The 25,809-nt window shown below is 70.8% G+C and carries 22 protein-coding genes, 3 pseudogenes and 2 CRISPR repeat arrays; of the genes and pseudogenes, 10 read left to right on the plus strand and 15 right to left on the minus strand.

The window, feature by feature from the left end; genetic code table 11:
- The first annotated feature begins 38 nt into the window (after window positions 1-38).
- The 3 genes from ACFVDM_RS26940 to ACFVDM_RS26950 all read left to right on the plus strand — a co-directional run bounded on the left by ACFVDM_RS26940 (window position 39) and on the right by ACFVDM_RS26950 (window position 1,108).
- A complete protein-coding gene (locus ACFVDM_RS26940; protein ID WP_383645332.1) occupies window positions 39-395 on the plus strand; it encodes a hypothetical protein in 357 nt (118 codons plus the stop codon).
- A gap of 31 nt (window positions 396-426) precedes the next feature.
- Window positions 427-627, plus strand: a complete 201-nt coding sequence (locus ACFVDM_RS26945; RefSeq protein WP_383645335.1) for a hypothetical protein — start codon at window positions 427-429, stop codon at window positions 625-627.
- An 82-nt stretch (window positions 628-709) separates the two neighbouring features.
- Window positions 710-1,108 (plus strand): DUF3307 domain-containing protein, encoded by a 399-nt coding sequence (locus tag ACFVDM_RS26950; protein ID WP_383645338.1) that lies wholly within the window; start codon window positions 710-712, stop codon window positions 1,106-1,108.
- Between the two features lie 215 nt (window positions 1,109-1,323).
- Here ACFVDM_RS26950 and ACFVDM_RS26955 read toward each other — a convergent pair whose 3' ends face one another.
- The 5 genes from ACFVDM_RS26955 to ACFVDM_RS26975 form a co-directional block, all read right to left on the minus strand.
- Window positions 1,324-1,500 (minus strand): hypothetical protein, encoded by a 177-nt coding sequence (locus ACFVDM_RS26955; protein WP_383645341.1) that lies wholly within the window; start codon window positions 1,498-1,500, stop codon window positions 1,324-1,326.
- Window positions 1,501-1,837: 337 nt separating this feature from the next.
- Window positions 1,838-2,698: a hypothetical protein gene (locus ACFVDM_RS26960; RefSeq protein ID WP_383645344.1), complete on the minus strand. Its 861-nt coding sequence runs from the start codon at window positions 2,696-2,698 to the stop codon at window positions 1,838-1,840.
- Between the two features lie 48 nt (window positions 2,699-2,746).
- Window positions 2,747-4,186, minus strand: a complete 1,440-nt coding sequence (locus ACFVDM_RS26965; RefSeq protein WP_383645347.1) for a hypothetical protein — start codon at window positions 4,184-4,186, stop codon at window positions 2,747-2,749.
- A 30-nt stretch (window positions 4,187-4,216) separates the two neighbouring features.
- Entirely contained in the window at window positions 4,217-4,543 is a 327-nt protein-coding gene (locus ACFVDM_RS26970; RefSeq protein WP_307712408.1) for a helix-turn-helix transcriptional regulator, read from the minus strand.
- Window positions 4,543-5,661: a tyrosine-type recombinase/integrase gene (locus ACFVDM_RS26975; RefSeq protein ID WP_383645350.1), complete on the minus strand. Its 1,119-nt coding sequence runs from the start codon at window positions 5,659-5,661 to the stop codon at window positions 4,543-4,545. Before ACFVDM_RS26975 ends, ACFVDM_RS26970 begins: the two co-directional genes overlap by 1 nt.
- A 331-nt stretch (window positions 5,662-5,992) precedes the next feature.
- Between ACFVDM_RS26975 and ACFVDM_RS26980 the strand changes: the two genes are divergently transcribed.
- A complete protein-coding gene (locus ACFVDM_RS26980) occupies window positions 5,993-6,208 on the plus strand; it encodes a hypothetical protein (protein WP_383645353.1) in 216 nt (71 codons plus the stop codon).
- A 6-nt stretch (window positions 6,209-6,214) separates the two neighbouring features.
- On the opposite strand, the pseudogene ACFVDM_RS26985 reads toward ACFVDM_RS26980, so the two are convergent.
- From ACFVDM_RS26985 to ACFVDM_RS27010, 6 genes and pseudogenes are all read right to left on the minus strand, one after another.
- A pseudogene (locus ACFVDM_RS26985) lies at window positions 6,215-7,094 on the minus strand (IS5 family transposase).
- A gap of 86 nt (window positions 7,095-7,180) precedes the next feature.
- A CRISPR array of direct repeats spans window positions 7,181-8,368; the repeat unit is 29 nt; unit sequence CGGCTCACCTCCGCTCGCGCGGAGAGGAC.
- Between the two features lie 18 nt (window positions 8,369-8,386).
- Window positions 8,387-8,698 (minus strand): type I-E CRISPR-associated endoribonuclease Cas2e, encoded by a 312-nt coding sequence (gene cas2e, locus ACFVDM_RS26990; RefSeq protein ID WP_383645447.1) that lies wholly within the window; start codon window positions 8,696-8,698, stop codon window positions 8,387-8,389.
- Window positions 8,699-8,726: 28 nt separating this feature from the next.
- Window positions 8,727-8,885 carry a hypothetical protein gene (locus tag ACFVDM_RS26995; protein WP_383645456.1) on the minus strand — a complete coding sequence of 53 codons (159 nt, stop codon included), beginning with the start codon at window positions 8,883-8,885 and terminating at the stop codon, window positions 8,727-8,729.
- A gap of 59 nt (window positions 8,886-8,944) precedes the next feature.
- Window positions 8,945-9,169, minus strand: a pseudogene (locus ACFVDM_RS27000) (type I-E CRISPR-associated protein Cse1/CasA); the annotation flags it as partial.
- A 107-nt stretch (window positions 9,170-9,276) separates the two neighbouring features.
- Window positions 9,277-12,093 carry a CRISPR-associated helicase Cas3' gene (cas3, locus tag ACFVDM_RS27005; protein WP_383645450.1) on the minus strand — a complete coding sequence of 939 codons (2,817 nt, stop codon included), beginning with the start codon at window positions 12,091-12,093 and terminating at the stop codon, window positions 9,277-9,279.
- Window positions 12,094-12,304: 211 nt separating this feature from the next.
- A CRISPR array of direct repeats spans window positions 12,305-12,639; the repeat unit is 29 nt; unit sequence GTGCTCTCCGCGCGAGCGGAGGTGAGTCG.
- 424 nt (window positions 12,640-13,063) lie between these two features.
- Window positions 13,064-13,231: pseudogene (locus tag ACFVDM_RS27010) on the minus strand (DUF6087 family protein); the annotation flags it as partial.
- A 704-nt stretch (window positions 13,232-13,935) separates the two neighbouring features.
- On the opposite strand from ACFVDM_RS27010, the gene ACFVDM_RS27015 reads away from it, so the two are divergent.
- Together ACFVDM_RS27015 and ACFVDM_RS27020 are read left to right on the plus strand one after the other, a co-directional pair.
- On the plus strand, window positions 13,936-14,613 hold the full coding sequence (locus ACFVDM_RS27015) for a helix-turn-helix domain-containing protein (RefSeq protein WP_383645356.1): 678 nt from the start codon (window positions 13,936-13,938) through the stop codon (window positions 14,611-14,613).
- 144 nt (window positions 14,614-14,757) lie between these two features.
- On the plus strand, window positions 14,758-15,654 hold the full coding sequence (locus tag ACFVDM_RS27020) for a universal stress protein (RefSeq protein WP_383645359.1): 897 nt from the start codon (window positions 14,758-14,760) through the stop codon (window positions 15,652-15,654).
- A gap of 28 nt (window positions 15,655-15,682) precedes the next feature.
- Here the strand turns inward: ACFVDM_RS27020 and ACFVDM_RS27025 are convergent, their stop codons facing one another.
- Window positions 15,683-16,021: a hypothetical protein gene (locus ACFVDM_RS27025; RefSeq protein WP_383645362.1), complete on the minus strand. Its 339-nt coding sequence runs from the start codon at window positions 16,019-16,021 to the stop codon at window positions 15,683-15,685.
- A gap of 313 nt (window positions 16,022-16,334) precedes the next feature.
- On the opposite strand from ACFVDM_RS27025, the gene ACFVDM_RS27030 reads away from it, so the two are divergent.
- Window positions 16,335-17,261 (plus strand): RNA polymerase sigma-70 factor, encoded by a 927-nt coding sequence (locus ACFVDM_RS27030; protein WP_383645365.1) that lies wholly within the window; start codon window positions 16,335-16,337, stop codon window positions 17,259-17,261.
- A 72-nt stretch (window positions 17,262-17,333) separates the two neighbouring features.
- On the opposite strand, the gene ACFVDM_RS27035 is transcribed toward ACFVDM_RS27030, so the two are convergent.
- The 3 genes from ACFVDM_RS27035 to ACFVDM_RS27045 form a co-directional block, all read right to left on the minus strand.
- The gene (locus tag ACFVDM_RS27035; RefSeq protein ID WP_383645368.1) at window positions 17,334-17,729 is read right to left on the minus strand and encodes a hypothetical protein; all 396 of its coding nucleotides are present in this window, start codon (window positions 17,727-17,729) and stop codon (window positions 17,334-17,336) included.
- A gap of 75 nt (window positions 17,730-17,804) precedes the next feature.
- Window positions 17,805-18,941: a helix-turn-helix domain-containing protein gene (locus tag ACFVDM_RS27040; protein ID WP_383645371.1), complete on the minus strand. Its 1,137-nt coding sequence runs from the start codon at window positions 18,939-18,941 to the stop codon at window positions 17,805-17,807.
- Between the two features lie 219 nt (window positions 18,942-19,160).
- Window positions 19,161-20,240 (minus strand): DUF5954 family protein, encoded by a 1,080-nt coding sequence (locus ACFVDM_RS27045; RefSeq protein ID WP_383645374.1) that lies wholly within the window; start codon window positions 20,238-20,240, stop codon window positions 19,161-19,163.
- Between the two features lie 333 nt (window positions 20,241-20,573).
- Between ACFVDM_RS27045 and ACFVDM_RS27050 the strand changes: the two genes are divergently transcribed.
- The 3 genes from ACFVDM_RS27050 (at window position 20,574) to ACFVDM_RS27060 (ending at window position 25,637) form a co-directional block, all read left to right on the plus strand.
- The gene (locus tag ACFVDM_RS27050; RefSeq protein WP_383645377.1) at window positions 20,574-21,548 is read left to right on the plus strand and encodes a helix-turn-helix domain-containing protein; all 975 of its coding nucleotides are present in this window, start codon (window positions 20,574-20,576) and stop codon (window positions 21,546-21,548) included.
- A 292-nt stretch (window positions 21,549-21,840) separates the two neighbouring features.
- Window positions 21,841-23,739, plus strand: coding sequence for a PhoX family protein (locus ACFVDM_RS27055; protein WP_383645381.1), 1,899 nt, complete (start codon window positions 21,841-21,843; stop codon window positions 23,737-23,739).
- Between the two features lie 74 nt (window positions 23,740-23,813).
- The gene (locus ACFVDM_RS27060; RefSeq protein ID WP_383645385.1) at window positions 23,814-25,637 is read left to right on the plus strand and encodes an N-acetylmuramoyl-L-alanine amidase; all 1,824 of its coding nucleotides are present in this window, start codon (window positions 23,814-23,816) and stop codon (window positions 25,635-25,637) included.
- Window positions 25,638-25,809 lie beyond the last annotated feature (172 nt).

The raw sequence follows: 25,809 nt of genomic DNA on the forward strand, positions 1-25,809 counted from the left end.
ACAAAGCGCACATCGTATTTGAGCAGGGGAGACACGCCATGTCCGTCACCGTGACCAAGACCGCCGGCCACAAGGCCGAGATCACCTGGGGCCAGGGCGACGACCCGCACGGCTACCTCGCACGGGCCGTGGAAGGCGACCAGCTCGCCTACGCCCTGGAGGCCCTCGGCGGCGCCACCGTCCCCGGGAACGAGGACCAGGCCCTGCTCGCCGCCCGGCACACGACCGCGCTCGCCCGGCTCCTGCAGCGCCGCGCCGTCGCCCAGGTGGTCCAGCTGCGGGACGTCCACGGCCTGTCGTGGCGCCGGATCGCCGAAGTCGTCCTGGAGGACAAGGACAAGCAGTCCGCGGTCCGGCGGATGTACGACTCCGGCCTCCGCGGCACCGAGAACTGACCCGCCATCACCCATCTGAAAGGTCATCATCATGCGATTCCACATCACCCGCGCCGACGCCGAACGCAACGCCGACACCAACAACAACGACGCCGACATCGCCAGCGACGGCGGCCGGATCGACATGCGCGGTGCCACGATCACCGGCGGTGTGTTCGGCGGGGTCAACACCGGCATCAAGGGCGGCGTGTTCCACGGCAGGGTCATCGTCGAGAACGACGACGACCAGTAGCTCGGCCGGGGGCGGCCGCATCACTGCCAGGCGACCGGCCGCCCCCTTCACTCCCGACAGCCCCAGCCGCCGGAGGACCACCATGTTCCCATCCCTCTTTGTCCTGCTCCACCTCGCGCACCTCGTCGCCGACTACCCGCTCCAGACCGACCACCAGGCCGGGCACAAGGCGCTCCCGGGCCCGGCCGGGTGGCGCGCGAATCTGGTCCACGCGGGCACGCACGTCGCCACCGGCGCGCTCGCCCTGGCCGTCGCCGCCGCCGTCCTCGACCTGGACGTCGGCGTCCTGCCCGGCGCGGCCGCGCTCCTGTGGATCGGCGCGACCCACGCGATCATCGACCGACGCCGATTGGTCCAGTGGTGGATGACACACGCCCGCCAGACCGAATGGGCTACCCGCGGTGGCGCCGCCCACGTCGATCAGACCGCACACGTCCTGGCCCTGGCAGTCGCCGCCCTCACCCTCACCGCACTGAACTGACCCACCCACAGCCCGTCCCCAGAGATCGGAGACGACCATGACCGACCAGAACCTCCAGGAGCAGCTGCGCCGCCAGGCCGAAGAGCAGGAACGCGCGGCCCAGGCGCTGGCCGAGGCGCTCGCGGAAGCAGCCCGCCGGGACGGCGGAGCCTAGACACCAAGCAGGTGCGGGGCCGGTACGGATCAATCCGTACCGGCCCCGCACCTGCATCCGGTCAGTCCTCTGAGGTGCTCATGGACTCGAAGGTCTCACGCATCAGCTCATCGATCGTCCCCGGCTTGTCGACCAGCGTGTCGAAGAGGTCCGCGAGTAGCCACAGCACGAAACCGTGGACCATGGCCTCCGCCGGCGGGATCGTCCCGAACCGGTCGCGCCAGGCCACGGTGTCCATCCCACGCTCCGCTACGGCGCCGTGGACCGCACGATGCGTCACCTGCGGCCAGATCGGGCGGTTCCGCCTCGCGGACGTCAAGCAGGGGCGCGGCTGCCCGAAGTGCACGCCCGAGCCGCCCTGGAGCTGAACCGCCCCTCTGGCACCCCGGCCTTCGGCGCAATCCGATCGAAGAGCCCTCAGGGGATGTCGCCGTCCCAGATGAACGGGCCCTGCGGATGTGCGGGGTCGGGGGTGTAGGACGGCCTCGGGACTGGTAAGCCCGCATGTTGAGGTGTCGCATATTCTCTGACGGTTTTCAGCTTGACCACGCTGAGTAGTCGGTGCTTCCTGCTGATCACTCTGCGCCGTCGTGACCGGGCTCGTAGGGCGGGATCGTCCAGCGCATCGTTGTCCGGCCCGTGGGCCCAGGCTGAAGAGTCACGGGATAGACCTGCCCGAAGCGGCGTTCGCCGCGATGTCGCATCGAGTGGTCGCCGCTGTCCCAGTTGATCCCCAGAACGGAGCAGTCAGCGACCTCGATGGCGCCGATCTGAAGCGGGTGGGTCCAACTCGCGCGGTTGAAGCGGTGGAAGTCAGTGTGCTCATCGACTGCAACCATGACGCCCCCGCCCTGTTCGTCGCCCTTCCAGTCGTTGAGGGCGTCGCCGAGCTTCTTGGCGTCATCGAGCGGGAGGTCGAGCCACCCTCGCACTTGACCGCCGTGTCGCGGGACCAGTTCACCGCCGAACTGACGATGGGCGGCCTCCGCGTAGCCTCCCCAATAGGCGACATCGGCAAGGCCGTCGGTTGATGGATGGCCGTCTCCGGTCCAGGAGTCCAGGGCAAGCGCGTCACCGAGCACCATGCCGCAACGGTCGACCGGTAGGTCGCCAAGGATGATCGGCTCGTCCCCTCCGGTGCCGGCCCACGGCAGACCGAGATCGATCTCAAGGACTGCGATGGTTGGTCCGCCGTCGAAGGGCGACGCCGCCGTGCTGGCCCGCACCGTCAATGGCCTGTCACTGGCGGCGCGAACTACGGCCATCTCACACATCCAGTCGTGGACGTGTCCGCCGCCGACCGATGCCGCGGCACTTGCGCGCTCGGACAGCGGTTGGCCCAGCTGCGGCCAGTAGTCGATCCACGACGCCATCCCCAACACGAGGACTCCCGACGGCGCCGTCACGACTCCCAGGTCAATGTCAGTCTCAGCCATCCGGCGATTGAACCTTCCTTTTGCTCTCAGGATCAAGGTCCGGCCGGGTCAGCGCCTGTGGTCACCCGGGGCGTACCGGCTCCAGGTTCCGCCGGCCTCGGTGACCAGACGGGTGGCTGTCTTGTCGTGGTAGCCGAGCGCCTTCGCGATGACGGGGGCTGGGGCTTGGAGGACGAGTTGGCGGATCGCGGAGGTCCTGCCGCGCTGTGGCGGGACGCCGATCTTTCGCAGGTGGACTTGGAGGCTGACCGGATTCATGGGCTGTCCGGGCTGGCGGCCGGGGAAGAGCCACTGTGAGCTTCTACTGCTGGCGTAGGGCAGGTGCTGGCGGGACTGGACGTATGCCCGCATGAGGTCAGCGACGGGTTCCGGAAGCGGGGACGGCGGGTCTCCCAGCCGGACGGTGAGGGTGGCCCCGTCGTCGATGACGTCGTCAACGGTGAGGCGGACGATGCGGGTGACGGGTTGCGCGTAGAGGAGAACGAGCGCGGCCGCGACCCGGGCCCGCAGGGGCAAGGAGTCGTCGTTGAGGGTCCGCCGGAGAATGGCGAGTCGGCGGTGTTGGTGCAGCGGCGCTTGGTCCTGGCTGATGACTTGGGGTGGCAGGGTGAGTCGGGGCATCCGGCTCGTCTTCATGCACCAGCGCAGGAACGTCTGGGCCGGGCGCCGGGTGGCCAGCTTCTCCGTGTGCCAGGCGTCGACGTCCGCCTGCTGGCAGTGTTCGAGGGTGCGGCCTCGGTCGGCGAGCCAGGAGAGGAAGGTGCCGGCCTGAGTGATCTCCTGTTTCGCCTGGCCGGTCTGGGAACGTCCCAGAGGCCCCTTCTCGGCCTTGCTCCGCAGGCGCCGCATCTGGTGCCAGGTGGCGAAATGCTGAAGAAGCCGACAGTGTTCAGGATCCTCGATGGCTCCGAGCCGTTCGGTCAGCCAGCGCTGGTAAAGCATGATCTGCCGGTCGACGCGTGGCAGGACGCCGCTGTCCATCAGTAGGTCACGCAGGTGGGCGACGGTTCGCCAGGGTGTTTCCTGGTGCAGTCCATCGTGGGTGAGCGGGATGGCGCCGGCGGCCAAGCCCTGGAGGAGACGGACGACGTTGGGGTTGCGGAGCCAGATCAGGCGGCTCTTTGGCTGGTCCATCTCCAGCAGGATGGTGACCAGCGGTTGCAGCGGAGGGGCGACGTGGCCAGTGCCGTTGTCGAGGAGACGGCTGAGCGTGTCGGAGAGGGTGCAGCGTTCGCAGAGACGTCCACCGAGCAGGAGCCCCTCGAAGCCGCAGCGGTCGCAGAAGAAGTCCCGGGTGATGCTGGCGCAGTCGCGGCAGATCGGTGTGCCGTCGGTGTCCCGGCCGGGCAGCAGCCGGTCGGTGCCGCAACAGGGGCAGCTGCCGCGGACGCGCATCGCGCGTTCGTAGCAGGTCCGGCAGATCGGACCGTCCGACCACTCGGCGGACTTTGAGGCCCGGCAGCCGCAGCGTGCGCAGTCTCGGATCATCCACCGCTCGTACTCTTCTGGCGTCACCGCTCACCCCTCGGGCGTCAGCCGGACCCGGGTAGGCCGTCGGGCAGCTAGATTGATCGGCGCCTCTTCGCCGGCCGCGCGGCGGGACGGGAGGTTCTGGGCTGAGGTGGTGATCAGGTCGGTGGGCGTGCAGTCGAGGATGTCGCAGAGGGTGGCCAGCACGGGCAGGGAGAGCCGTTCCGGGGTGCCAGAGACCAGACGGTGGACCTGGGAGGAGGACAGTGTGATGCCGCGTTCAGTTAGGTGTGGCATGAGCTCGGCGACGGTGAACATGCCGCGGGCGGCCATCAGCTCGCGCAGGCGCCACCGGTAGGTGATCTGGCGTGGCATCAGGAGGTCCTTCCCGGCCGCAGAGCGGCCTCGATGGTGGCGTCCAGGACACGTCGCAGGGAGCGGGTACGGAAGTCTGAGGAGACGCAGGTGTAGATCGCGGTGGTGGAGGCGTGGTCGTGACCGACCTGCTGCTGGACGAACAGCGGGTCGTGGCCGTCCTCGATCAGGTGGGTGATGTAGGACCTGCGCAGCGAGTGGAACTCCAGCGCAGGGTCCAGGCCGATGGCGTCCCGGTAGCTGGCGAAGCGGGAGTCCAGGCGTTGAAGACCGACCCGCGGGCCTCGCTCGGATGGCCAAAGGGCCCGGCCGGTCGAATGCCGCATCCCAGGCCGCACCTCGCTGATCCATTCCTCGATCGTGCCGGGCGTCCAGTGCCAGACGGTGAGCACGCTGCGGCGCTTGGGCGGCGACCCCTTCTTGGCCTTGCCGTAGCGGACCAGCAGGGTGCCGTACTCGCCGAACTCCCGGCCCTCCGGGTTGCGTCCGAAGTCGGTGAGATCCAGCATTCGGGTCTCGTTGCGTCGCAGGCCGTAGGCGTACGCAACCTTGAACAAGGCGGCATCCCGGAAGGCAGGCAGCCAGCCCTTGCGGCCATTGCCTCGAACGCGCAAGACCTCCTCGTCGGCATGATCGAAGAATGCCTCCAGCTCGGGCTTGGTGAAGGCTCGGCGTTCTGGCTCGCCCTCGGCTTCGTCGGCGTGCGTCGCGGCGTTCCAGTCGTAGACCACCTGGACTGGGTGGGTACCGAAGTGCCGCAGGCACTCGTCGCTCCAGCCATAGGCTGGATTGGTCAGGAAGTCGCAGAACTGCCGTACCGAGCCCTGATAGTTGCGCAGGGTGGAGCGGACGCAGCCGTGCACGGCCCGCAGATCGGCTGACCATTCGTCGATGTGCTGCGGCGTCCACTGCCACGGCATCGCATCGGCATGCCGAGTGAAGGCCCGGACCGTACGTTCCTGGTCATTGACGTACCCCGGTGAGAGATTCCGGGCGAGCTGCTGGTTGCGCCAGCCCTTGATCATCGCCTCGAAGACTTGCTCGTCCGGCCGCAGCAACGGCAGACCGTCGATCAGGTGCAGCCGAGCAGACCCTGGAACGAGACCGTCCTCACCCATCCGCCATCACTCTCCGTCTATCGCATCTGACGCGAGAATTTCGCATCGGATGCGACTAGGGGGCGTCTTCGCAGTTCCATCGCTCGATGGAGTGAGACCGGCAGATGTCCACCGAGGAGGCCGCTACCGTGGTTCCGAGGTCAGCGTCCCTGGTGAGACCGCTTTCAGACGGTCCCAGACCAACATCCGGGATGGGTGTCGCCTATTCGCATCCGATGCAATTGGCGTCGGTAGGAACATCGGTACAGCGGTTGGCGCTGAGATTGATCATGGTCGACTAGGGCCTGTCCGGCGGATCTAGGTTGCTCCCCGCGGGGGTTATCGTCTTGCCATGGGATCAATGGGGGATGATTTCCGGGGCCGTTGGGCGTTCGTGGGTAGGACGCTGGTCAAGCGTCCATGGCTGATCGTGAGCTGGGTTGTGCTCGCAGTCGTGGCGGTTGTGGCCGGGAAAATCATGCCGCAACCGTGGAGCGCGGGCATCTATCCCGTGGTTTTGTTTGTCGCGCTGCTGCTGTTCTCCTGGGCGTCGACGCAGAAGGAGTAAGTTCGCTCAGGGCCGAAGCCAGAGTCGGATTGCTGCAACCGTGACTGTGCCGTGGAAGACGTAGGCCCTCTTGTCGTAACGGGTGGCGACCGCGCGGGAGTTCTTGAGTCGGTTGATGGTCCGCTCGACCTCGTTGCGTCGCCGGTAGCGCCCGCGGTCGAAGCCGGCGGGTCTGCCGCCCGCGCTGCCTCTGCGCCGTCGGTTGGCCCGTTGGTCCTTCGGCTCGGGATCGTGTGCCGGATGTGGCGTCTTCGCAGGTAGCGGCGATTCCGACGGGAGCTGTAAGCCTTGTCGCCGCTGACGTGCTCGGGCCTTGTCCGGGGCCGCCCGACCAATCGGCGGGGAACCCTGATCCGCTCCAGGACCTCGATCATCTGCGGGGCATCACCCCACTGACCTGGAGTGATCAGTAGAGCCATGGGCCGGCAGCCGCCTTCACCGGCGAGGTGGATCTTGGAGGTCAGACCGCCCCGGGACCGTCCGAGGCCCTCATCAGGGCGGTGGTGCCGGGGCGTCGTCCTTTTTTCGGGACCCGCGGCCTGGCCTTGCGGCCGCCGGCCGCATGGTGGTGGGCCCGGCAGGACGTGGAGTCGACGCCGACCATGCCCCAGTCGATCCGCCCGGCAAGGTCGGCGTCGGCCTGGACCTCCTGCAGGAGGCGGTCCCAGGTGCCGTCCGCCGACCAGCGGCGATGCCGTTCATAGACGGTCTTCCACGATCCGTAGCGTTCCGGCAGGTCACGCCACGGAATACCGGTGCGGACCCGGAACAGAATCCCGTTGAGCACGGTCCGGTGATCGTTCCACCGGCCGCCCCGGCCACCCGACGAAGGCAGATGCGGCTTCAGCAGCAACCACTCGCGATTCGTCAGATCCCCCCGACCCATGACCCAACCAACGAGCGACCGGTCAGAAAGTCACATGATCCACCGGACAGGCCCTAGGCGGGTCCGGTTGCTCCGCGCGGCAGCGCCGGCTCACCTCCGCTCGCGCGGAGAGGACGCCCTGCGAGCCGAACAACTCCGCCTGTACGGTGGCTCACCTCCGCTCGCGCGGAGAGGACGCACCGGCGGCCAGGTCGCGGCGCACGGTGTCCGGCTCACCTCCGCTCGCGCGGAGAGGACCTGTCCGCGTCAACCTCGCCCGCCAGGCCCTGCGGCTCACCTCCGCTCGCGCGGAGAGGACGCCATCAGCCGCGAGCACCGCAATCCGGGATACGGCTCACCTCCGCTCGCGCGGAGAGGACCCGGTCGAGCAGACCCTCACCAGCGCCCTCGCCGGCTCACCTCCGCTCGCGCGGAGAGGACGTGGCCCAGCGCTCCCAGGTGGTCGGCCGGTCCGGCTCACCTCCGCTCGCGCGGAGAGGACCTGCTCGGGGCTCGCCGGGACCTGCATGACGTCGGCTCACCTCCGCTCGCGCGGAGAGGACGTACTGCTCGCAGTCTGGGTAGCCGGGAAAGCCGGCTCACCTCCGCTCGCGCGGAGAGGACAGGATCTGGCGGGAGGCCAGCCAGCTCAAGGACGGCTCACCTCCGCTCGCGCGGAGAGGACTGGCCCCCACCTCCTGGTCCACCCCGCAGCAGCGGCTCACCTCCGCTCGCGCGGAGAGGACTGAGCAGATGCCGCCGTCGTAGGAGAGCCTGGCGGCTCACCTCCGCTCGCGCGGAGAGGACGAGCCCACCCCTACATAACCAAGGTAGGCAGGCGGCTCACCTCCGCTCGCGCGGAGAGGACCCAGCCCCTCGTGCGAGGGCGGCAATTCCTGCCGGCTCACCTCCGCTCGCGCGGAGAGGACTGTACCGGCCTGATCGATGAACTGCCGGGCTACGGCTCACCTCCGCTCGCGCGGAGAGGACGCCCGCGAGGCCGCGAAGAACGCGCACGACGACGGCTCACCTCCGCTCGCGCGGAGAGGACAAGCCCGAGGTCCTGCGCACGCTGTTCATGGACGGCTCACCTCCGCTCGCGCGGAGAGGACCGACGACCGCAGACCGCCGCAGCGAGTTATTGCGGCTCACCTCCGCTCGCGCGGAGAGGACAATCCGTCGACCTCCCACACGTGGGAGACGACCGGCTCACCTCCGCTCGCGCGGAGAGGACGTCGGAGAGCGTCGTCATGCCGCACCCCCGGTCGGCTCACCTCCGCTCGCGCGGAGAGGACCCTCTTTGACCTGGCCTGTTAGAGGGGCTTTGCAATTTCTTGACTTTCGCGTTTGAACGCGATGAGGGTGAGGCCGTCGAAGTCGAGGGGTTCGCGGCGGCGGGTTCCTGCTGTGCGTAGTTGGAAGCCTTGTTCGTTGTCGGCGGGGTGGGCGAGGACGGCGAGGCCGTCGTTTGTACAGGCGGTGACGGCTGCCCAGAGTTCGTCTCGGACGCGAGCGGAGACGGTGCCGACGTAGAGCTCCGGGGTGACTTCGAGGAGCCACCGGGTGAGGGCGCCGCGTAGGTGGTCGGGTACGGCGGTCGCGGAGATAACGATCATCGAAGACATGTATGCCGCCCTTCCGGCGGGCGGTGGGTCATGGCTGTGTCCCGTGGTTGATGCCGGCGGGTACGGAGCCGGTGACCGGATCCCAGAGGTCGACCATCTGTTCTTCGGGGTCGGGGCCTTCGTAGATGCGGCTCGGGTCGAGGAACTGCTGGGTGAAGTAGGCGTCGACCTTGACGGCCTGAAGCAACCCTCGTCCAGCACGTCTAGCCAGCGCTCGTCCCGGTCGTCTGCGGGGCCTTGTTCGGTCAGGTCGGCTACCCGCGCGGTGATCGCGTACTGGACCCTCAATAGGGCCGCGTGCGCGGGGGCGTCGGCGATGGTCAGGGTCTCGATGTCGTGGCTGCGCAGCAGGAGTTCGCGGAATCCGACCCGGTCGGGGAGCCCGGCGGCCGAGCCGGCCGGTGGGGTGTCGGGTTTCCAGCGTACGGGGATGCACGGCTGATCGATCAGGTTGTAGGTGCCCGTCGGCATGGAGACGTCCTGTCGTTGTTGAGACAGTGCGGGTGGAGCAGAGCGGTTTGGCCGGGCATGGTACAGCGGGCCGAACCAGCCCAGGCAGCCTTCGGGCCTGCTTCAGATCACTCGAATTCGAGACCGACATCCGAAATCAAGACCCTGGAACGTCCGCGCTGGCAGCTCCATATGTCACCGGAGGGAGTCATCCGCAGCAAAACCAGGCCGCGCAGCGAAGGATGGGTGCCCCACGCCCTGGGGACAGCGCTGTCCGGCTCCTCGTGACGCAGCCAGCGCCCCGGGACGGGGGCGACGCGTCGTGCGACGTCGGCCAACTGCGGTGCTGTCAGCCCGTGACGGCCTCCGGCCGGCGCGGGGAGGGTGCCTGCGGGGTCGAGGGTGAACGCGCCGCCGGGCTGTTCGTAGAGGCAGAGCACCCGGCCGGAATCAGCACCGAGCCGGGTCGTGAGCAGTTCTTCGCTCACCCCGGCCTCCCGAAGTGACAGCTTGCCCAGATCCCCGCGGACGTCAGCCGGTGCACAGATCCCCGTCCAGGCCGCCATGTGCCGTTCGGCCGCCTCACGGGCCAGCCGCTCCTCGTCGAGCCGGGCCAGTTCCGCTCGAACCGCCTCGTCCGCCTTGTCGACGAAGTCCTCGTCGTACACCTCATCCACCAGCCGCTGCACATCACCCGGCACCGCGATCCCCTGGCCTGCGAGCCTTTCAAGCAACTGTGAGGTGCGACGAAGCAGCGACGCGTCGTAGACGGTGCCCCACGAACGAGGCGCCGGGTCGCCCTGCTCCTTCGGAAGGGGATCGAGCGCCACAAGCACAGGCTTGTCCTCGGCGGCAGCCCACGCCGGGCGCCCCAAACCACCTCTGGTGTGACGGCGTGCACGGCCCGCACGCTGCAACAGCTGCGCCAGCGGCGCCAGATCCGACACCACCAGATCGAAATCCAGGTCCAGTGACTGCTCGACCACCTGGGTCGCCACCAGCACGGACGCCGGACGCACCGCGACCGGCTCGTCGGACGGGCCCGGCTTGCCGTAGGCCCGCTCACACTCGGCTGTGATCGATGCCCGTACGTCTGCCGGGTACCGGGAATGAAGCAGCCGCAGCCCACCCGGGCGCGTCGCAAGCTGGGGGAGGGCCGCCTGGAGGTCCCTGTACGTCTGCTGCGCCTCGGCCACGGTCGTACAGCACACCAGCGCCGTACCACCCACCTCAGCGACAGGTGCCAGCACCTCGCGAAGCGCCGCTCTACGCCCGCCCTCGCGGACCCGCGAGCCAACCGGCTCCGCCGTGTCCCACGACACCGACCTGTGGGACACCATCAGCGTCCGGGCTCTATTGCTCAGCGTGCCCCGGACAGCCGAGACCTCGCCAGAACCTCCGCTCGCGAACAACCAGCCCGGATAGCGCGGAGCCACAGCAGACGGCTCGTAAAACCCGGCACCACGCCGGTAGGCGTCCACCAGGGAACCGGCCGAACGCCCCGTAAGCGTGGCCGACAACAGCACGACCGGCGCACGCATCGCTCCCAGCCATTCCAGCAACCGAAGCAGCAGCTGGTGCATCCACGGCCCGTAGGCGTGGGCCTCGTCCACAACGAAAACCTTGTCCGACAGCCCGAACAGCCGCAGAACGTTGTAGCGCAGAGGCAGCACGGCGCTCAACGCCTGGTCGATGGTACCGACACCCAGCGGAGCGAGCAGGCCGCGCTTCGGGCCGCGCAACCACGCATCCGCCTCCACCACCGTCGACGCGCCCGCACTCACCACATCCGCCTGCCCGACGGCATCGCCGGGCACGCCCCGCTCCCCGCTGCTTGGCGAACTCAGCCAAGCCATGGAGTGCAGCAGCATCAACGCCCGCTCACCGGACAACGCCTGGGAAGCGAACGCCTCCACACGGGGCAGCATCGCATCCGCCGTACCCATCGTCGGCAGCGCGAAATACAGCCCCCGACACCCTGCCGCGCGCCCCAACACCGAGGCGGCGAACAACGCCCCCTCCGTCTTCCCGTCACCGGTCGGAGCCGTCACCAGCACCAGCCCAGGACCGTGCTCACGCACCAAACCGGGAAGATACTCGGCGAGATCCCGCTGCAGACTGTTCGGCTCAAAGGGGAACATCTCCGCAAAATCCTGCGAAGAAAACCGCGCCCGGCCCAGCCGCGCCGAACCCACCAGCTTCGGCGCAGCCCGCACCGCACCTTGCCAGTGCGCATCCAGCTGCGCCGGCGTGCCCGACCAGCCGGAAGCCGGCAGGCGAGCCTCGATCGCCCACGTCTGGCTCGCCAGCCAGTCGGCCACCACCACCAACCCGGCCACGACCACGGCCAGCCCGGCCGAAAGCCCCCCGGCAGGAACCGCAACGGCTCCCATCACCCGCCGTACTTCCGAAAAGTGCGCCTGCCGCTGATCCGCCCACCCAGCCCCGCCCAGACCAGAGTTGTAAGCACTGGCCTGCGCCACCTCCTTGGACTTCAATACCACCCCGAACGAACCATGGTGACCGCCCAGGAGCTGCGCGACCTGCTGACTCACTGCACGGTGCATCAGACGCCGGTCACCCGGATAGCCAGCCTCTTCGAGCAACTGGAACAGGGACCAATGGGAAGCGATCTCGTGACGGAACTGCTTCTCCTGCGCCGCGCCAGGCGCGCTCGCGTAAGCGGGGTCCGCCCGCAAGAGTTCGTAGCAATGGGGAACCTGCGCCTGGAACGGAGGCGTGATCTTGCCGATGTCGTGCAACGCGGCCCAGAAGGAAACCACCACGCGCGCCTCCGACAGACTCAGACCAAGAGCGCTTGCCACCGCCTCCCGGGTCTCCTGGCTCAGGACGACATCCCAGAGCTCCCCGAACACGGCACCCGTATCCAGAAGATGACAGATCACCGGGTACGGCCGAGTCAGCCCGCGTTCCTTCCCCCACATCCGCACATCCAGAAGACAGCCTTCCAGGGCACCTGCTGCATCGCTCTTGTCCACGAGCACAGAGATAGCACCCCCTACTGACAGCGGGCCCAAAACCACCGACAGGGGGCGGCATGAGGGATGGGCCGTACACTCGCTGCGCGATGCCTACGAGGGAGAGCATGATGCGCCGTCATTCCAGGCAAAGGAACTGCAAAGGGCTTCCTTAGGTGGTGCTCTCCGCGCGAGCGGAGGTGAGTCGACCGACGAGGCGACCGCGGCCGCCAGGCAGTCGTGCTCTCCGCGCGAGCGGAGGTGAGTCGTACGGGGTCACGCTACGCATCGTTTCCATGGCGTGCTCTCCGCGCGAGCGGAGGTGAGTCGGTGATCGGGTTCTTGTGCATGAGGTTGGCCTCGTGCTCTCCGCGCGAGCGGAGGTGAGTCGACAGGTGCACCCAGGGCGCGGCAAGTACATGCGTGCTCTCCGCGCGAGCGGAGGTGAGTCGTACACGCTGAAGGGCGCGTACCACGGCCGGGCGTGCTCTCCGCGCGAGCGGAGGGCCGAGTTTGCTGGTGATGGCCGACGGACGGCTGCGGCAAGGCTTCTCCAGCAGGCTCCGCTCCCCAGGCGCTCTGGAGCCGGTCGCCCATTTCCTCCTTCAGCTCTTCCAGCCGCGCGTATAGCGCCTGCTCTTGCTTGGACAAGTTCCCGGACTTCATCTTCGCCAACAGCTCGTTTGCGGCTTCCGACAGGACCCCCAGACAGGTCTGGGCGGCGTCGTCGAAGCCAAGCTCGTACTCCTTGCGGTATGCGGAGCGCACGCTCTCCTTGACCGCGTCTCTTGCCATCAGGCCGAGCTCGCGCCGCACCCGCTTGCCCATCGACATGCTGTCCCTCCCCTGCCCCGAATCCCATATGTGAGCCCCTTGAAGGTACTGCCCGGCTGAGCCAGTTCGCGATCACACCCCCTGGGCCTGGACGCTGTGCCGCTTACCGATCCCGCTCCTCCGACGAGGTCGGCTTTCGGTGCCGCCCTCGGCCCCTGCCCATCGCGGGCTGGTCCCACTCGGCGGGCTTCTCCTGCACGGGCGGCGGCGGATACAATAGGGCCTTGGCGGCAGCCAAGTCCTCGACAACGCCGACCACTGCCCACTCGGTGTCGGTCCACTCTCCGCTCGCGTGGAGAGCACGACACTCTCATCGAGGACGACGACCTCTACGCCGGCTCGCCTCCGCTCGCGCGGAGAGCACAAGCACGCCAAGCAGTACCCCAGGGCCGTCAGCGGCTCACCTCCGCTCGCGCGGAGAGCACTCCCACCGGGCGTCGGCTTGCGGACCTGTAGCCATGCGGCTTGGGCGCGCATGGGCCTGGCCTGTGTCATAGGTGAGCAGCCGCACCGGTCGCCCCGTGATCAGGTGGACCGCGACGGCGTGTTCGACGACCTCATCCGTCCTGCAGAGACTGGAGATGCCAGAGCGTGCCTCGCCGTCAGGACGGTGATCCTGGGGACCAGATGGGGACCACACGCTACGCGCGGTGGTGCACGATGCAGGCTTCCATGCATAACTTGCACCTGGATTAAGTCTGCTATATCCAGAAAATACACCTGACTCTCACTCCTGGGGGTCAAGGGGTCGCAGGTTCAAATCCTGTCGTCCCGACTGGAGACAGTCGCAGATCAGGGCCGGTTTTGGAGACATCCGAAACCGGCCCTGATCTTTTTGGGGACCGGCCGGGGACCGGGCGGCGCCGAGCGGTGGCCGTTCCCGGAGCGGTGCGGTCCCGGCCTGCGCACAGCCCCGACTGTCGTTAGCGTGGCGTCGTACGCGCACGACGTGTCGAGGGACAGGGAGCTTCGGAGATGCCCTCACCACCACATCCGGCGCGAGGCGACATCGGCAGGCGGGTCGCCACGCGGCGCAAGCAGCTCGGCCTGTCCAGGCGGGATGTCGCCCTGCGCGCGGCCGCGGCGCCGGGGTACATCGAGTACGTGGAGGAGCACGCCTCGGCCGCACCGGGGATCGGCTTTCTGCTGCGGCTGGCCGACGCGCTCGACACAACGGTCGACGAGCTGACGGGGGCGACCGGAGACCTGCCGACCGGGCTCGCCCCGGCGGCGCGGCAGGCCCGGATGGTGGAACTCGACGCCGAGGAATGCTGGACCCTGCTCGGTGACCACGGTGTGGGAAGGGTGGCGCTGTCCGGCGGAGACGGGCCGGTCGTGCTGCCGCTGAACTACCAGGTCCTGGACGGCGAGGTCATGTTCAGCACGACGGACCGCTCCTCGCTCGCCGCCGCCGAGGGTACGGAGATCGCCTTCGAGGCCGACCACATCGATGATGCCTTCAGCCGCGGGTGGAGCGTCATGCTCGTCGGGCCCGTCCATGCCGTGACGGACGAGGAGGCCGCGCGCCGGCTCAGGGAAGCGGCCCACTCGGCACCGTGGGCGGGGGACGAGCGCGACCACGTCATGGTGCTGTCCCCGCGCCGGGCCACCGGCCGCAGGATCCTCGTGCGCGGGGCCCCGGGCGACGACTGAGACCACGACCGTGGGCCATTGTCGCAGGGACGGCGCCGGCGCACCCGGCGACGACGGGGGCGCGGCCGGTCACCCTCTCACCGGACGGGATTCGGTGCGACGCTGGGAGACGACTCCGCTCGTACCGGAAAGGCGGTGGGGACCATGGATTCTCCCCTGGTGGTGGGCGTGGACGGGTCGGACACCGGCCTCACCGCGGTGGACTGGGCCGCGGACGAGGCGGCACGGCACGGGTGGGCGCTGCGCATCGTCCACGCTTCTTTGTGGGAGCGGTACGAGGGTGTCGCGCCCGCCGGGACCGCCGACCGGCCGGTCGACCAGATCCTCGCGGAGAGCATCGTGGCAGCGGCCGAGGAGCGGGCCCTGCGCCGCCGGTCCGAACTCACCGTCACCACGGACGTGCTCGCCGAGGACGCGGTGGGAGGTCTGCTCGCCGAGGGGGAGCGGGCCGCCGCCCTGGTCGTCGGGTCCCGGGGAAGGAGCCGTGTCGCCGGTCTGCTGCTGGGGTCCGTGAGTCTCACCGTGGCCGCGCGCGCCTCCTGTCCCGTCGTCGTCGTCCGAGGCGACCAGGAGGCACGGGAGACGCGCCATCACCGCGTGCTCCTGGGCATCGGCGGCGACGAGACGGACGCGCCCGCCGCGCGGTTCGCCTGGCGCGAGGCGGCGGTCCGGGACGCGGAGCTGGAGATGGTCCATGCCTGGCGCCGGCCGATGGGCGATCCGTCCGGGCATCCGCTCCTCGCCGACAGGACGACCACGTACGAGCGGAGCGCCGCGGCGCTTCTGGACCGGGCCGTGGAGGGGGCGGGGCCCGACCGTCCCCAGGTGCGTCTGCGGAGAAGTCCGGTGGAAGGACCCGCCCACCACGTGCTGGTCGAGCGCTCGGCCGCCGCGGACCTGCTGGTGATCGGCGCGCGGCGCAGGAGAGGATTCGCCGGCCTGGAGATCGGCAGGGTGGCCCATCGGGCACTGCACCACGCGGCCTGTCCCGTCGCCGTCGTGCCGTGGCGCGCACCGGAGACGGCGGACGGAGACGCGTGAGCACTCCGCCCGTCCGCGCCACGATCCGCTACTTCCACACCACCGCCACCACCACCGCGGCCGCCGTGGCCGTGGCCACCGCGTAGAAGGCCCAGGCCGCTCTGGTGCGCATTCCGATCAGGGCGATGAGGGCCACCAGGACGTCGAGGCCGAGTTTCACCGCCATCTTGGCGTGCGGTACGGGCAGATCGAGGTCGAGGCGGGTCCAGATGAGGCCGATGCCGGTGACCAGTTGCACGCCGGCGCTGGTCACCATGTAGCCGCCGGTCACGGGGTCCTTGCCGCGCAGCTGGTAGAAGATGCCGCCCAGGATCGCGGCGAAGCCGAAGAGGTGGAAGACGAGGAAGAGGTAACGGAGGGTTTCCATGACGGGGTCCTTCTGTACGGGGTGACGTGGTGAACGGGCGGGGTGGTGCGGGGCGGCCGGTCAGCCGGTGAGGGGGGCGCCGGCGGTGATTCACGGCCCGATGCTCATGCGCGACTCCTTGATCGAGGTCCTCTGCACCCGGGACGAGTCAGCGCACGGTTCTGTGACATGGCGGAGCGGGGGAGGGAGGAGACGCGCGTCACACCGCGGCGCAGCGGGGGCACGAACCCCCTGGCTTCCGCGGAATCGCCGCAGCCCAGGGCGGGAAATGCCATGATCCGGAAGGGGATTCGCACACAGGGGGGAGCAAGGCGTGGACAAGGCCGAGGAGTTCGAGGACCTGAGACCTCTGCTGTTCTCGATCGCGTACCGGATGCTGGGCAGCGTCAGCGAGGCCGAGGACGCGGTGCAGGAGACCTGGCTGCGTTACGCCTTGTCGTCCGCGCGCCCGGATTCGGTCAAGGCGTTCCTCGCGACCACGGTGACCCGGATCTCGATCGACGTGCTGCGGTCCGCACGGGTGCGGCGCGAGGCGTACGTCGGGCCGTGGCTTCCGGAGCCCCTCCTCGACGATCCGTACGAGGACCCGGCGCGCGCGGCCGAGCTGACCGACTCGCTGTCGATGGCCGCCCTGCTCCTCCTGGAACGGCTCAGTCCGCTCGAACGCTCGGTGTTCGTGCTGCGCGAGGTCTTCGCGTTCGGCTTCGAGGACGTCGCCGCGGCGGTGGGCCGTTCACCGGCCGCGTGCCGCCAACTGCTCGTCCGGGCACGCCGGCACATGGACGAGGGCCGGCCCCGGTTCGACGTGGACCGGGAGAAGCGGGACGAACTGGCGCGGCGGTTCTTCGACGCGATGGCGCAGGGGGACATGGACGGGCTGCGGACGCTGCTCTCCGACGATGTCCGGCTCGTCGGCGACGGGGGCGGCAAGGCGCCGCAACTGGCCAGGGCCGTCGCCGGCGCGGAGAAGGTCGCGCGCCTGCTGGCCGGCGCCCGTCCCGCGATCGCGCGGGTGGGCGTCACCTGTACCCCGCGGTCCGTCAACGGTCAGCCGGGGGCCCTGTTCCACGACGGCGACGGCAACGTGCTGAACGTGTTCGTCCTGGACGTACGGGACGGGCGGATCCACACGGTCCGCTCCGTCCTCAACCCGGACAAGCTGGCCCACCTGGGACCCGTGGCCGACGTCTGGGCGGTCCTCCGCGCGGTGCGGAGGGCTCGCCGGGCCCCGTCCGGGTGAGCCCGCCGGCGCGCCGTTGCCCCCGCCGCGCGCCGGCGGGGGCCGTGGGAGGCGGTCCGCCGGGTGCCCCGGTCACGACTGGTACTGCACCACGGCGTACCAGGTGTCCATCCAGTTGTTGCCCCGGGTGTACGCCTCCAGGTAGACGCGGCGGCCGCCCTGGTTCGCGTACACCCAGGTCGAGGAGGGGTCCCCGTTGGGCAGTGACGCCCAGCCGACGACCTCCTGGGCGTCGTCACAGGTCCGGAACCTGATGTCGACGGCCGGTCCGTCGGACTTCCTGATCTCGTACCAGCCGTCGGACGCGTACGCGCAGACCTCCGCGGCCAGCCGCCACTGGCCCATGACCACGACGGCGTCGTTCACATAGAAGGCGCTCGACGCGGCGGAGGCCGGTGAGGGCGTGGCCAGCAGGGCCAGTGCGGCGACCGGCGCGGACAGCAGGGCGACTCTCGTGGACCGCTTCATGGTTCCCCCGTGGAAGTGGCGTGCCGGGACTGGGTTCCGGTTCTCCAATCTGCCCCGCCGGGACCGGCCGCGTCATCAGCAGTCCGTGCCGTGACCTTCCGCACCGAGCGCGGACCCGCGGTGCGCGGAGGCCCGGAACTCACTCGGCGGGACGCCGTGGACACGCCGGAACGACCGGCTGAAGTCATGGGCGCCGAGGCCCCAGCGCGTGGCGATCTCCCCGATCGTGCGGTGGCGCAGACGCGGGTCGGCCAGGTCCGCGGCGCAGCGTTCCAGCCTGCGGCGTCGAATCCGGGCGGCGACCGGCTCGGGCTCCTCGCGGAAGAGGGTGTGGAGGGTACGCACCGACAGGTGGTGGTGGGCGGCGATGGCCGCCGGGGTGAGCCGGGGGTCGGCCAGATGGTGCTCGATGAAGGCCTTGACCTCGGTCAGCACCGCCGCCTGGCGGGTTTCGACGGGCAGCGCCTCCCGGATGTCGAGCTGGTCGGCGATCGCGGCCGCGGCGAGGTCGAGCGCGAGGGAGCCGAGACGCGCAGCCTGCGCCGCGCCGCGTCCCCGCGCCGCCGCCGGGAGCCGGGCGAGGTACGGGCCGAGCAGGACGGCGGCGCCGGCGTCGGCGCGCAGCGGCACGGCCAGAAGGCGGTCCGCACGCCCGGAGGAGAGGGGGAGGAGCTTGCGGGGCAGCCTGAGGAGCGACAGCCGGGCCATCCCGGCATCGGGACCGGAATCGGCGTCGGAGCCGGTGCCGTCCATGGCATCCGCCTCTGCTGCCGTGCGGGTGCCGTCGAGGGCACCGGTTTCCTCCTCGGCGAGGAACGCGCAGGCCAGCGGGTGCGAGCTGGAGAAGACCGTCATGTCCCCGGCCCGCAGGAGACAGCTGCCGGACCCCTGTTCCAGAGGCATCCGCCCTTCCCGGAGCAGGACCAGGAAGTACTCCTCGCGGTCCTGGCGGCGGATCTGGGCGGCCGAGCGGGTGGCGGTCATGGGGGAGAAGTCGAAGGCGGCCACCTGGACGCCGGCCGTGCGGACCTCCTCCACCCGCCCCCGGAACGCGTCCGGACGAGGGCTGCGCGTGGACACGGGCATCACCTCGCGGCTGACCATCTCCGTCCACCACGTCCACCTGTCCGGCTCGGGCACGCAGGACGCGTCCACCCGCGCCACGGCCGGCTCCGGGCCGCCGTCCGGTCCCGCCGGGTCACTGAGTGGCATAGGGAGATGGTGCCCCGGCACGCGCCGCCGGAGAAGCCGACTTCCTGCCAGGTCACCGGTGGCTCAGGACGTCTCGTGGCCCGTCGGCCTCCCGGTCCGGACGGTGGCACGGGCACGGCGGGAGAGCACGGGGAGCCGGAGGAGGCGGGCCGAGGCGGGGACGGCGGGCCGGCTCCGCTTCCCGGCCGGTACGGGAGCGGGGCCGGAGCGCGGGCGGGCCTACTCGGACTCGGGCTGGATGACGCCGTTCTCGTCGAGCGGCGGGTGCATCACCATCGGGGTCTGGGTGTTGACGTCGGAGGGACGGGGCCCCTCGGGGCCCTCCGGTCCCCAGCGCAGGAGCCGCCGGGAGCGGACGATCCGGTACGTGGTGCCGTGGGCCTCGACCTCGTTGAGGCGGCCCGCGCGCAGCCGGTCGGCGGCCCCGGTGAACTCGGCCAGCCGGTCCGCCACGGGACTGGTGCCCTCGGCGATCACGCTGTAGGCGTCGACGTTGCCCGGTGCGTCGAAGGGGATCAGGCCGAGCAGGCGCGGCTCCATCCAGGTCAGCCCGTTGTAGAGGGCGCTCCGGGCGGCATGGGCGGTGGTGTGGAGGCTGCCGCCCGGCCGCCAGTTCTTCTTCCCCGACCGTTCGACGACGATGAACGAGGCCGGCAGCAGCAGCACGTCCGGGTGGGTCTCCACGGCCCGTGCCGAATCGCCGCGCACGTCCGCCGGAAAGCGGGACCCGGTGTAGGCGAGGGAACGCATCGCCAGCCGCTCCGCCGCCTGGAGCGGGGAGATCGGTGCGTCCATGTCCAGGACGAGGTCCAGGTCGAGCGGGTCGCTGACGCCGGGCTCCCAGCCGCCGTCGAGGGGATCGGGGTCGGTCGGGCGGGGCAGTTCGATGTTGCCCCGGGCGTCCATGCCCGCGTACTCCTCGGCACGGACCACGCGGAAGCGGGTGCCGAGCACCGTCAGCTCGTTCACGTACTCCCGCTCCAGGCGGGAGACGGCCGCCAGCAGGGCGCGCCGCTCGGCCACGTCCTTCGCGTCGTCCTTCGCGCGGAACCACAGCAGCGAGTTGAGGCTGTCGCGGGCCTGCTGCGGGCAGCCGTGGATGATCGGGACGGCGACCCGCCACCGCGGCCCGTCCTCCTCGCACCGGGTCGCGATGCCGAACAAGGGGCCGCGTACGGCCAGGGATTCGTGCCGGACCGCGGCGTCCAGGGCATCCGCCTCCATCGCGGCCTCCACCGGCTCCACCGGGATCCGCACCACGACCGGCTGGCCCAGCGGCCCTTCGCTGTCATTGCTCATGGGCCCATCCTGGCGCCAACTGCACTTCTATATCCCCCTTTCACCGGATCCACTCCTCGGAAGGGGAACGCTCCCGGCGTCCCGGGGCGGGTCGGTGCCGTCCCTGGGACGCGTCCCGGCCTCTCGCGAGGGCGGCGGGGGCGGGAGACGCGCCACGTGCGGAACCCCTTGACAGGAGTGGTCGGTTCCGGGGCTGCGGACCTGTGCGCCCGTACGGGTTCCGGCGCTCGTCGGTCCGGTTCGGGACCGTCACTTCCGCCGCATATTCTGTCTCTCGCGCCACTCGACTTGGGGAACTCGGGTGGCGGGCACAGGACTGAGGGGGGCTCTTCCATGTCGAACCAGAAGAAGGCCGCCGACGCCGCCGCGTCGGCGCACGCACGGCTCAGCGCGGAGATGCGGCGTATCAAGGAGGTGTCGCAGCTCAGCTTCGGCGGTCTGGCCGACCGGACGCACTACAGCCGTTCGTCGTGGGAACGCTTCCTGAACGGGAAGCAGTTGCCGACCACCGTCGCCGTCGAGCAGCTCGCGGCCGTGGCCGGGACGGATCCCGGACCACTGCTCGCCCTGCTGGCCGAGGCGGCCGCCGCCCCGGCGGGCGGTGCCGCACCGGCCCCGGCCGCCACCCCGGGGGAGGAGACCGGCGCCACGCGGCCCAAGGTCTCCGGGGCCGTGAAGGAGGTGAGGACCGTGCGGGCGGCGCCCGGGGAAGGCAGCGCCTCGCCGGAGGGCGACGGCACCGGCCCGCGTACGCGGTCCACGTGGCGGCGCAGGTCCGCCGTGATCGGGTACATCGCGGCCGGAGCGCTCATGGGCTCCGTCGCGACCGGTGTGGTCCTGCCCCTGGTCACCGACGCGGAGCACGGCGCGGACACCTCGGCGAGCGGAACGCGCGGCACCGGGAAGGGCGGTGAGGACACCGATCTCGTCCCCGGGGCCGGGGACATCCAGGTCAAGTGCTCGTCCGACACCTGCATCCGCAACGATCCGCAGGCCATGGAGTGCCAGTGGGACGCGGAGACGGTCAAGAGCACCTTCCTGCGCGGCATGCACATCCAGCTCCGTTACAGCGCCGCCTGCCAGGCGGTCTGGGGGCGGATCGAGGGCGGTGCCGTGGGTGACAAGGTGACCATCCGGGACGCCGGGGGACATGAACTCGAAGCCCTCATCCGCTTCGAGCACGACTCGTACACCAAGATGCTTGCGGTGTCCCCGGAGGCTCCGCTCGCCGCCATGAGCGTGTGCGGAGTGATCCCCAAGGAGAAGCAGCGGCAGTGCGCCCCGGAGGGCGCCGTCCAACTGCCCTGATCCCGCACCGCGTCCAGCCGGGGCCGGCGCCCTCCCGGGGGTGCCGGCCCCGTCGTTTCCGCACGTCCCACGGCCGGCCGGGACGCGGGGAGGCGTCCCTGGGACGGCGGGCCGGCGGAATCGCGCCCCGGCTGACCTACATTCGGGTCCCGCACCCCATGACCTCGGACCTCCCGTCCGGAACGGACCGGTCCGCGTACCCGGCACGCTCCGGGCGGCAGGTCCCGCCGGGGTGCGGTTCCCCATTCCTTCACACGCCGCCGTGCCGTGCACGGCGGCACCAAGGAGACACATGTCGGACGACAGCCGCCGGGCCGCACCGGCCGCCCCCTCCGGTGCCCGGGACTTCCAGGACCTGGTGACGGCCCGGATGAACCGCCGGAACCTGCTGGTGACCGGTGCCCTCGTCGCCGCCCAGTTCGCGCTCTCCACCGGGGGGACGGCCTTCGCCCGCTCCGGGACGGGGACGGCCGGGCCGGGCTTCGTCCCCGTCCCGGTGAACTCGGCGGACCGCGTCACCGTGCCCGCCGGTCACCGCGTCCAGGTCCTCGCCCCGTGGGGTGCCCCGCTCTCCGCGCGCGGCGGCCCCTCCTGGCGGCGCGACGGCACGAACACCGCCGCCGAACAGGCCGCCCAGATCGGCTCCCACCACAGCGGGCTGTCCTTCCTCCCGTCCGGCCGGGGCGCCGGTGCCGTGCGCCGCGGCACGCTCCTGATCAACCACGAGTCGGTGGACCCCGTCCTCACGTACGCGGGCGGCCGGGCCGGGGACCGTACGGTGACCGCCGAGCAGGTCGCGAAGGGCCTCGCCGCGCAGGGCGTCACCGCGCTGCGGATCCGCCGGCGGGCGGACGGCAGCTGGGCCCCGGCGGCCGGCGCCCGGGTCACCGGCACCACCCCGGTGGTCTTCTCCGGTCCGCTGACCTCCGCGCACCCGGCCCTGCGCACCGGCGAGGCCCCCGTCGGCACGCTCAGCAACTCCGGGCACGGGACGACCCCCTGGGGATCGTTCCTCTCCTGCGAGGAGAACGCCAACGGCTGGTTCGGCACCGACGACCCGTCCTGGCGGCCCACCGCCACCCAGCGCCGCTACGGGCTGAGCGCCCTCGGCCACGGACACCGCTGGCACACCGCCGCACCCCGCTTCGACCTCGCCGCGACCCCCAACGAACCGCACCGCTACGGCTGGATCGTCGAGGTGGACCCCGCCGACCCCGCCGGAACCACCCCGGTCAAGCGGACCGCGCTGGGCCGCTTCAACCACTCCTCGGCGGCGGCCGGCGAGACCCGCGACGGACGCGTCGTCGTCTACAGCGGCGACGACCAGGACGGCGGCCACCTCTACAAGTTCGTCGGCGACCGCCCCTGGAGGAGCGTGCGGTCCCGGGGCGGCAGCCCGCTGGACCACGGCGTCCTGCACGTCGCCCGCTTCCACGAGGACGGTACGGGGGAGTGGCTGCCGCTCGTCCACGGCCGGGCGGCGCTCACCACCGCGCTCGGCTGGAAGGACCAGGCCGACGTGGTCCTGCGGGCCCGGGAGGCCGCCGACGCGCTCGGTGCCACCCGCATGGACCGGCCGCAGCAGATCGCGGTCAGCCCGGTCAACGGCGATGTGCACTGCGCCCTCGCCAACAGCACGGGCGGCCACGGTCGCACCGTGGGCCCCCGCGACGCCAACCCGTACGGCCACGTCGTGCGCTGGCAGGAGGAGACCGGCACCGGAACCGGCTTCCACTGGGACGTCTTCCTGCTCGGCGGCGAACCGGCGCCCGACGCCGGGGCCGGGGCGGACGGACGGTTCGCGGCCCCGAAGGGGCTGGCCTTCGGCAGCGCGGGACAGCTCTGGATCAGCACCGGCATCTCGGCCGACGCGCTGAACCGCGCGGAGCGCGGCCACGCCGCCCTGGGCAACAACGCGCTCCTGGCCGCCGACCCCCGTACCGGACGGGTCAGCCGCTTCCTCACCGCGCCGCGCGGCGCCGAGGTCACCGGGGTGAGCAGCACCCCCGACGGACGCACCCTCTTCGTCAACATCCAGCACCCGGGCGCGGCGACCGCCGCGTGGGGCGCCCCCACGGCCGTGGACCCGGGGGCGGTCAGCGACTGGCCGGACCGGGCCCGTGCCGGCCGGCCCCGCTCGGCCACCATCGCCGTCCGCCGCGACGACGGGGGCGTGATCGGCGCGGTCTGAGACCGTACGCCGCTTCCCGTCCGCCCTCGTCAGCACCGCCCACACGCCGAACCCGTACGGAGAGAACCAGACCCATGGTCACCATCGTCAGCCGCGAGGAATGGGGCGCCAAGCCCCGCAAGAAGCCCGAGACGGATTCGTTCTCCCCCTGGCTGGGAGGAACGATCATCCACCATCTGGGTCCGGGCAAGCAGGCCCAGAGCCACCACGACGACTGCTACGCGCACATGCGGGACATCCAGAACGAGCACATGTACCCGCCGTTCTGGTCCAACGACGACGTGTACGACGACATCGCGTACAGCTATCTCGTCTGCAACCACGGCATCGCCTTCGAGGGCCGGGGCAGCCGCGTCCGGTCGGCCGCCAACGGGACGGAGACGCCCGGCGCCAACCAGAACTACTTCGCCATCTGCGGGATGATGGGGCTGGAGGACGATGTCCACGGCGAGATGATCAGCACGATCCGCGACATGGTCGCCTGGCTGCGGGCGAACGGGCAGGCCGGCTACCAGGTCCTGGGCCACAAGGACGTCTTCAACACGGAATGCCCAGGGAAGCTCTACCCGTACGTCCAGAGCGGAACGTTCTACGCGCCCCCGCCGGGTGGTGGCGACTCCGAGAATCCGGTGCCGCCCAAGCCGGGCCAGCCGCTGTTCTTCTACGACCGGAGCCAGTGGGGCGCCCGGCCGCCGAAGGAGGTCACCCGGGTCGACCCGTCGAGCCGCACCGGCTTCACCGTGCACTACTCGGCGGGGCCCACCTCCCAGACGGTCCGTCAGATCCAGAACTACCACATGGACTCCAACGGCTGGTCGGACATCGGCTACAACTTCCTCGTCGACCACGACGGCCGGATCTTCGAGGGGCGCGGCTGGGACGTCGTCGGGGCGCACGCCACCGGGCACAACACGACCCACATCGGCGCGTGCTTCATCGGGTACGACGGGGACGCCACCCCGCGCGCCCTCTCGGCGCTGCGCGCCCTGTACCTGGAGGCCAACCGCCGGACCGGCCGCACCCTGGAGAAGACCTGGCACAGCGGGCTCTCGGGGCAGTCGACCCAGTGCCCGGGTTCGGCGCTGCGGGCCTGGGTCCAGGGCGGGATGGACGCGGCGCTCATCCCGGTGCAGGGCGGCGTCGGCGGTTCGAGCGGGGGCAGCGCCGGTGGCGGTGGCGGCGGGATGACGTCCGTGCGCTCGGTGGCCGCGCAGCAGTTGGCGGTCAACGGGATGGGGTACAGCCCGGCGCTCGACGTGGACGGTGAGTGGGGTCCGCTGACGGACGCGGGTGTGCGCTGGCTCCAGGGGCGGGTGGGGGTGGCTGCCGACGGGCTGTGGGGGCCGGCCACCGAGGCCGCGTACGCCTCGGGCGCCGGCGGCTCCGGTGGCGCCGGCGGTATGACCTCGGTGCGGTCGATCGCCGCTCAGCAGCGCGCCGTCAACGGGATGGGGTACAGCCCGGCGCTCGATGTCGACGGTGAGTGGGGTCCGCTGACGGATGCCGGGGTGCGCTGGCTCCAGCGGCAGGTCGGCGCGGACGCCGACGGCCTGTGGGGACCGGCCACCGAGGCCGCGTACGACGGAGGTCTCGACAACGGTGCCGGGCTCGTCGTCGACGGGGACTTCGGCCCCTCGACGATCCGGGCCACCCAGCGCGTCATCGGCGTGACCGCCGACGGCGAGTGGGGTCCGGATTCCGTCCGGGGACTCCAGCGCCACCTCAACACCTGGAGCGGTGCCGGACTGGTGGTCGACGGCGACGCGGGGCCCGCGACGTACAAGGCCCTCCAGACGCATCTCAACCGGATGATCGGCGCGGGTCTCGCGGTGGACGGTCTCTGGGGCCCCGGGACCATCAGGGCGTTGCAGACCGCCCTCAACCGGGGGAAGTTCTAGCCCCCGAGGCCGTCGCCGTACGGTCCCCACCCCCGAGCACCCCGTCGGGCCGCGGGCCAAGACGCGCCCGCCCCCCGGGGCCCCCGGGTTTCGGGCCGCCCCCCGGGGGCGCGCGGCCCGGCCCCCGGCCCCGGGCCGGGGCCCGCGGGGCGCCCCCCCCCCCCCCCCCCCG

This window comes from Streptomyces sp. NPDC057682, from assembly GCF_042799575.1.
Classification (GTDB): Bacteria; Actinomycetota; Actinomycetes; order Streptomycetales; family Streptomycetaceae; genus Streptomyces.

What these genes read in the sequence shown, in the direction of transcription:
- ACFVDM_RS26940 (WP_383645332.1), top strand. Translation starts at nt 39, where the DNA reads ATGTCCGTCACCGTGACCAAGACCGCCGGCCACAAGGCCGAGATCACC.
- ACFVDM_RS26945 (WP_383645335.1), top strand. Translation starts at nt 427, where the DNA reads ATGCGATTCCACATCACCCGCGCCGACGCCGAACGCAACGCCGACACC.
- ACFVDM_RS26950 (WP_383645338.1), top strand. Translation starts at nt 710, where the DNA reads ATGTTCCCATCCCTCTTTGTCCTGCTCCACCTCGCGCACCTCGTCGCC.
- ACFVDM_RS26955 (WP_383645341.1), bottom strand. Translation starts at nt 1,500, where the DNA reads ATGGACACCGTGGCCTGGCGCGACCGGTTCGGGACGATCCCGCCGGCG.
- ACFVDM_RS26960 (WP_383645344.1), bottom strand. Translation starts at nt 2,698, where the DNA reads ATGGCTGAGACTGACATTGACCTGGGAGTCGTGACGGCGCCGTCGGGA.
- ACFVDM_RS26965 (WP_383645347.1), bottom strand. Translation starts at nt 4,186, where the DNA reads ATGATCCGAGACTGCGCACGCTGCGGCTGCCGGGCCTCAAAGTCCGCC.
- ACFVDM_RS26970 (WP_307712408.1), bottom strand. Translation starts at nt 4,543, where the DNA reads ATGCCACGCCAGATCACCTACCGGTGGCGCCTGCGCGAGCTGATGGCC.
- ACFVDM_RS26975 (WP_383645350.1), bottom strand. Translation starts at nt 5,661, where the DNA reads ATGGGTGAGGACGGTCTCGTTCCAGGGTCTGCTCGGCTGCACCTGATC.
- ACFVDM_RS26980 (WP_383645353.1), top strand. Translation starts at nt 5,993, where the DNA reads ATGGGATCAATGGGGGATGATTTCCGGGGCCGTTGGGCGTTCGTGGGT.
- cas2e (WP_383645447.1), bottom strand. Translation starts at nt 8,698, where the DNA reads ATGTCTTCGATGATCGTTATCTCCGCGACCGCCGTACCCGACCACCTA.
- cas3 (WP_383645450.1), bottom strand. Translation starts at nt 12,093, where the DNA reads ATGTGGGGGAAGGAACGCGGGCTGACTCGGCCGTACCCGGTGATCTGT.
- ACFVDM_RS27015 (WP_383645356.1), top strand. Translation starts at nt 13,936, where the DNA reads ATGCCCTCACCACCACATCCGGCGCGAGGCGACATCGGCAGGCGGGTC.
- ACFVDM_RS27020 (WP_383645359.1), top strand. Translation starts at nt 14,758, where the DNA reads ATGGATTCTCCCCTGGTGGTGGGCGTGGACGGGTCGGACACCGGCCTC.
- ACFVDM_RS27025 (WP_383645362.1), bottom strand. Translation starts at nt 16,021, where the DNA reads ATGGAAACCCTCCGTTACCTCTTCCTCGTCTTCCACCTCTTCGGCTTC.
- ACFVDM_RS27035 (WP_383645368.1), bottom strand. Translation starts at nt 17,729, where the DNA reads ATGAAGCGGTCCACGAGAGTCGCCCTGCTGTCCGCGCCGGTCGCCGCA.
- ACFVDM_RS27040 (WP_383645371.1), bottom strand. Translation starts at nt 18,941, where the DNA reads ATGCCACTCAGTGACCCGGCGGGACCGGACGGCGGCCCGGAGCCGGCC.
- ACFVDM_RS27045 (WP_383645374.1), bottom strand. Translation starts at nt 20,240, where the DNA reads ATGAGCAATGACAGCGAAGGGCCGCTGGGCCAGCCGGTCGTGGTGCGG.
- ACFVDM_RS27050 (WP_383645377.1), top strand. Translation starts at nt 20,574, where the DNA reads ATGTCGAACCAGAAGAAGGCCGCCGACGCCGCCGCGTCGGCGCACGCA.
- ACFVDM_RS27055 (WP_383645381.1), top strand. Translation starts at nt 21,841, where the DNA reads ATGTCGGACGACAGCCGCCGGGCCGCACCGGCCGCCCCCTCCGGTGCC.
- ACFVDM_RS27060 (WP_383645385.1), top strand. Translation starts at nt 23,814, where the DNA reads ATGGTCACCATCGTCAGCCGCGAGGAATGGGGCGCCAAGCCCCGCAAG.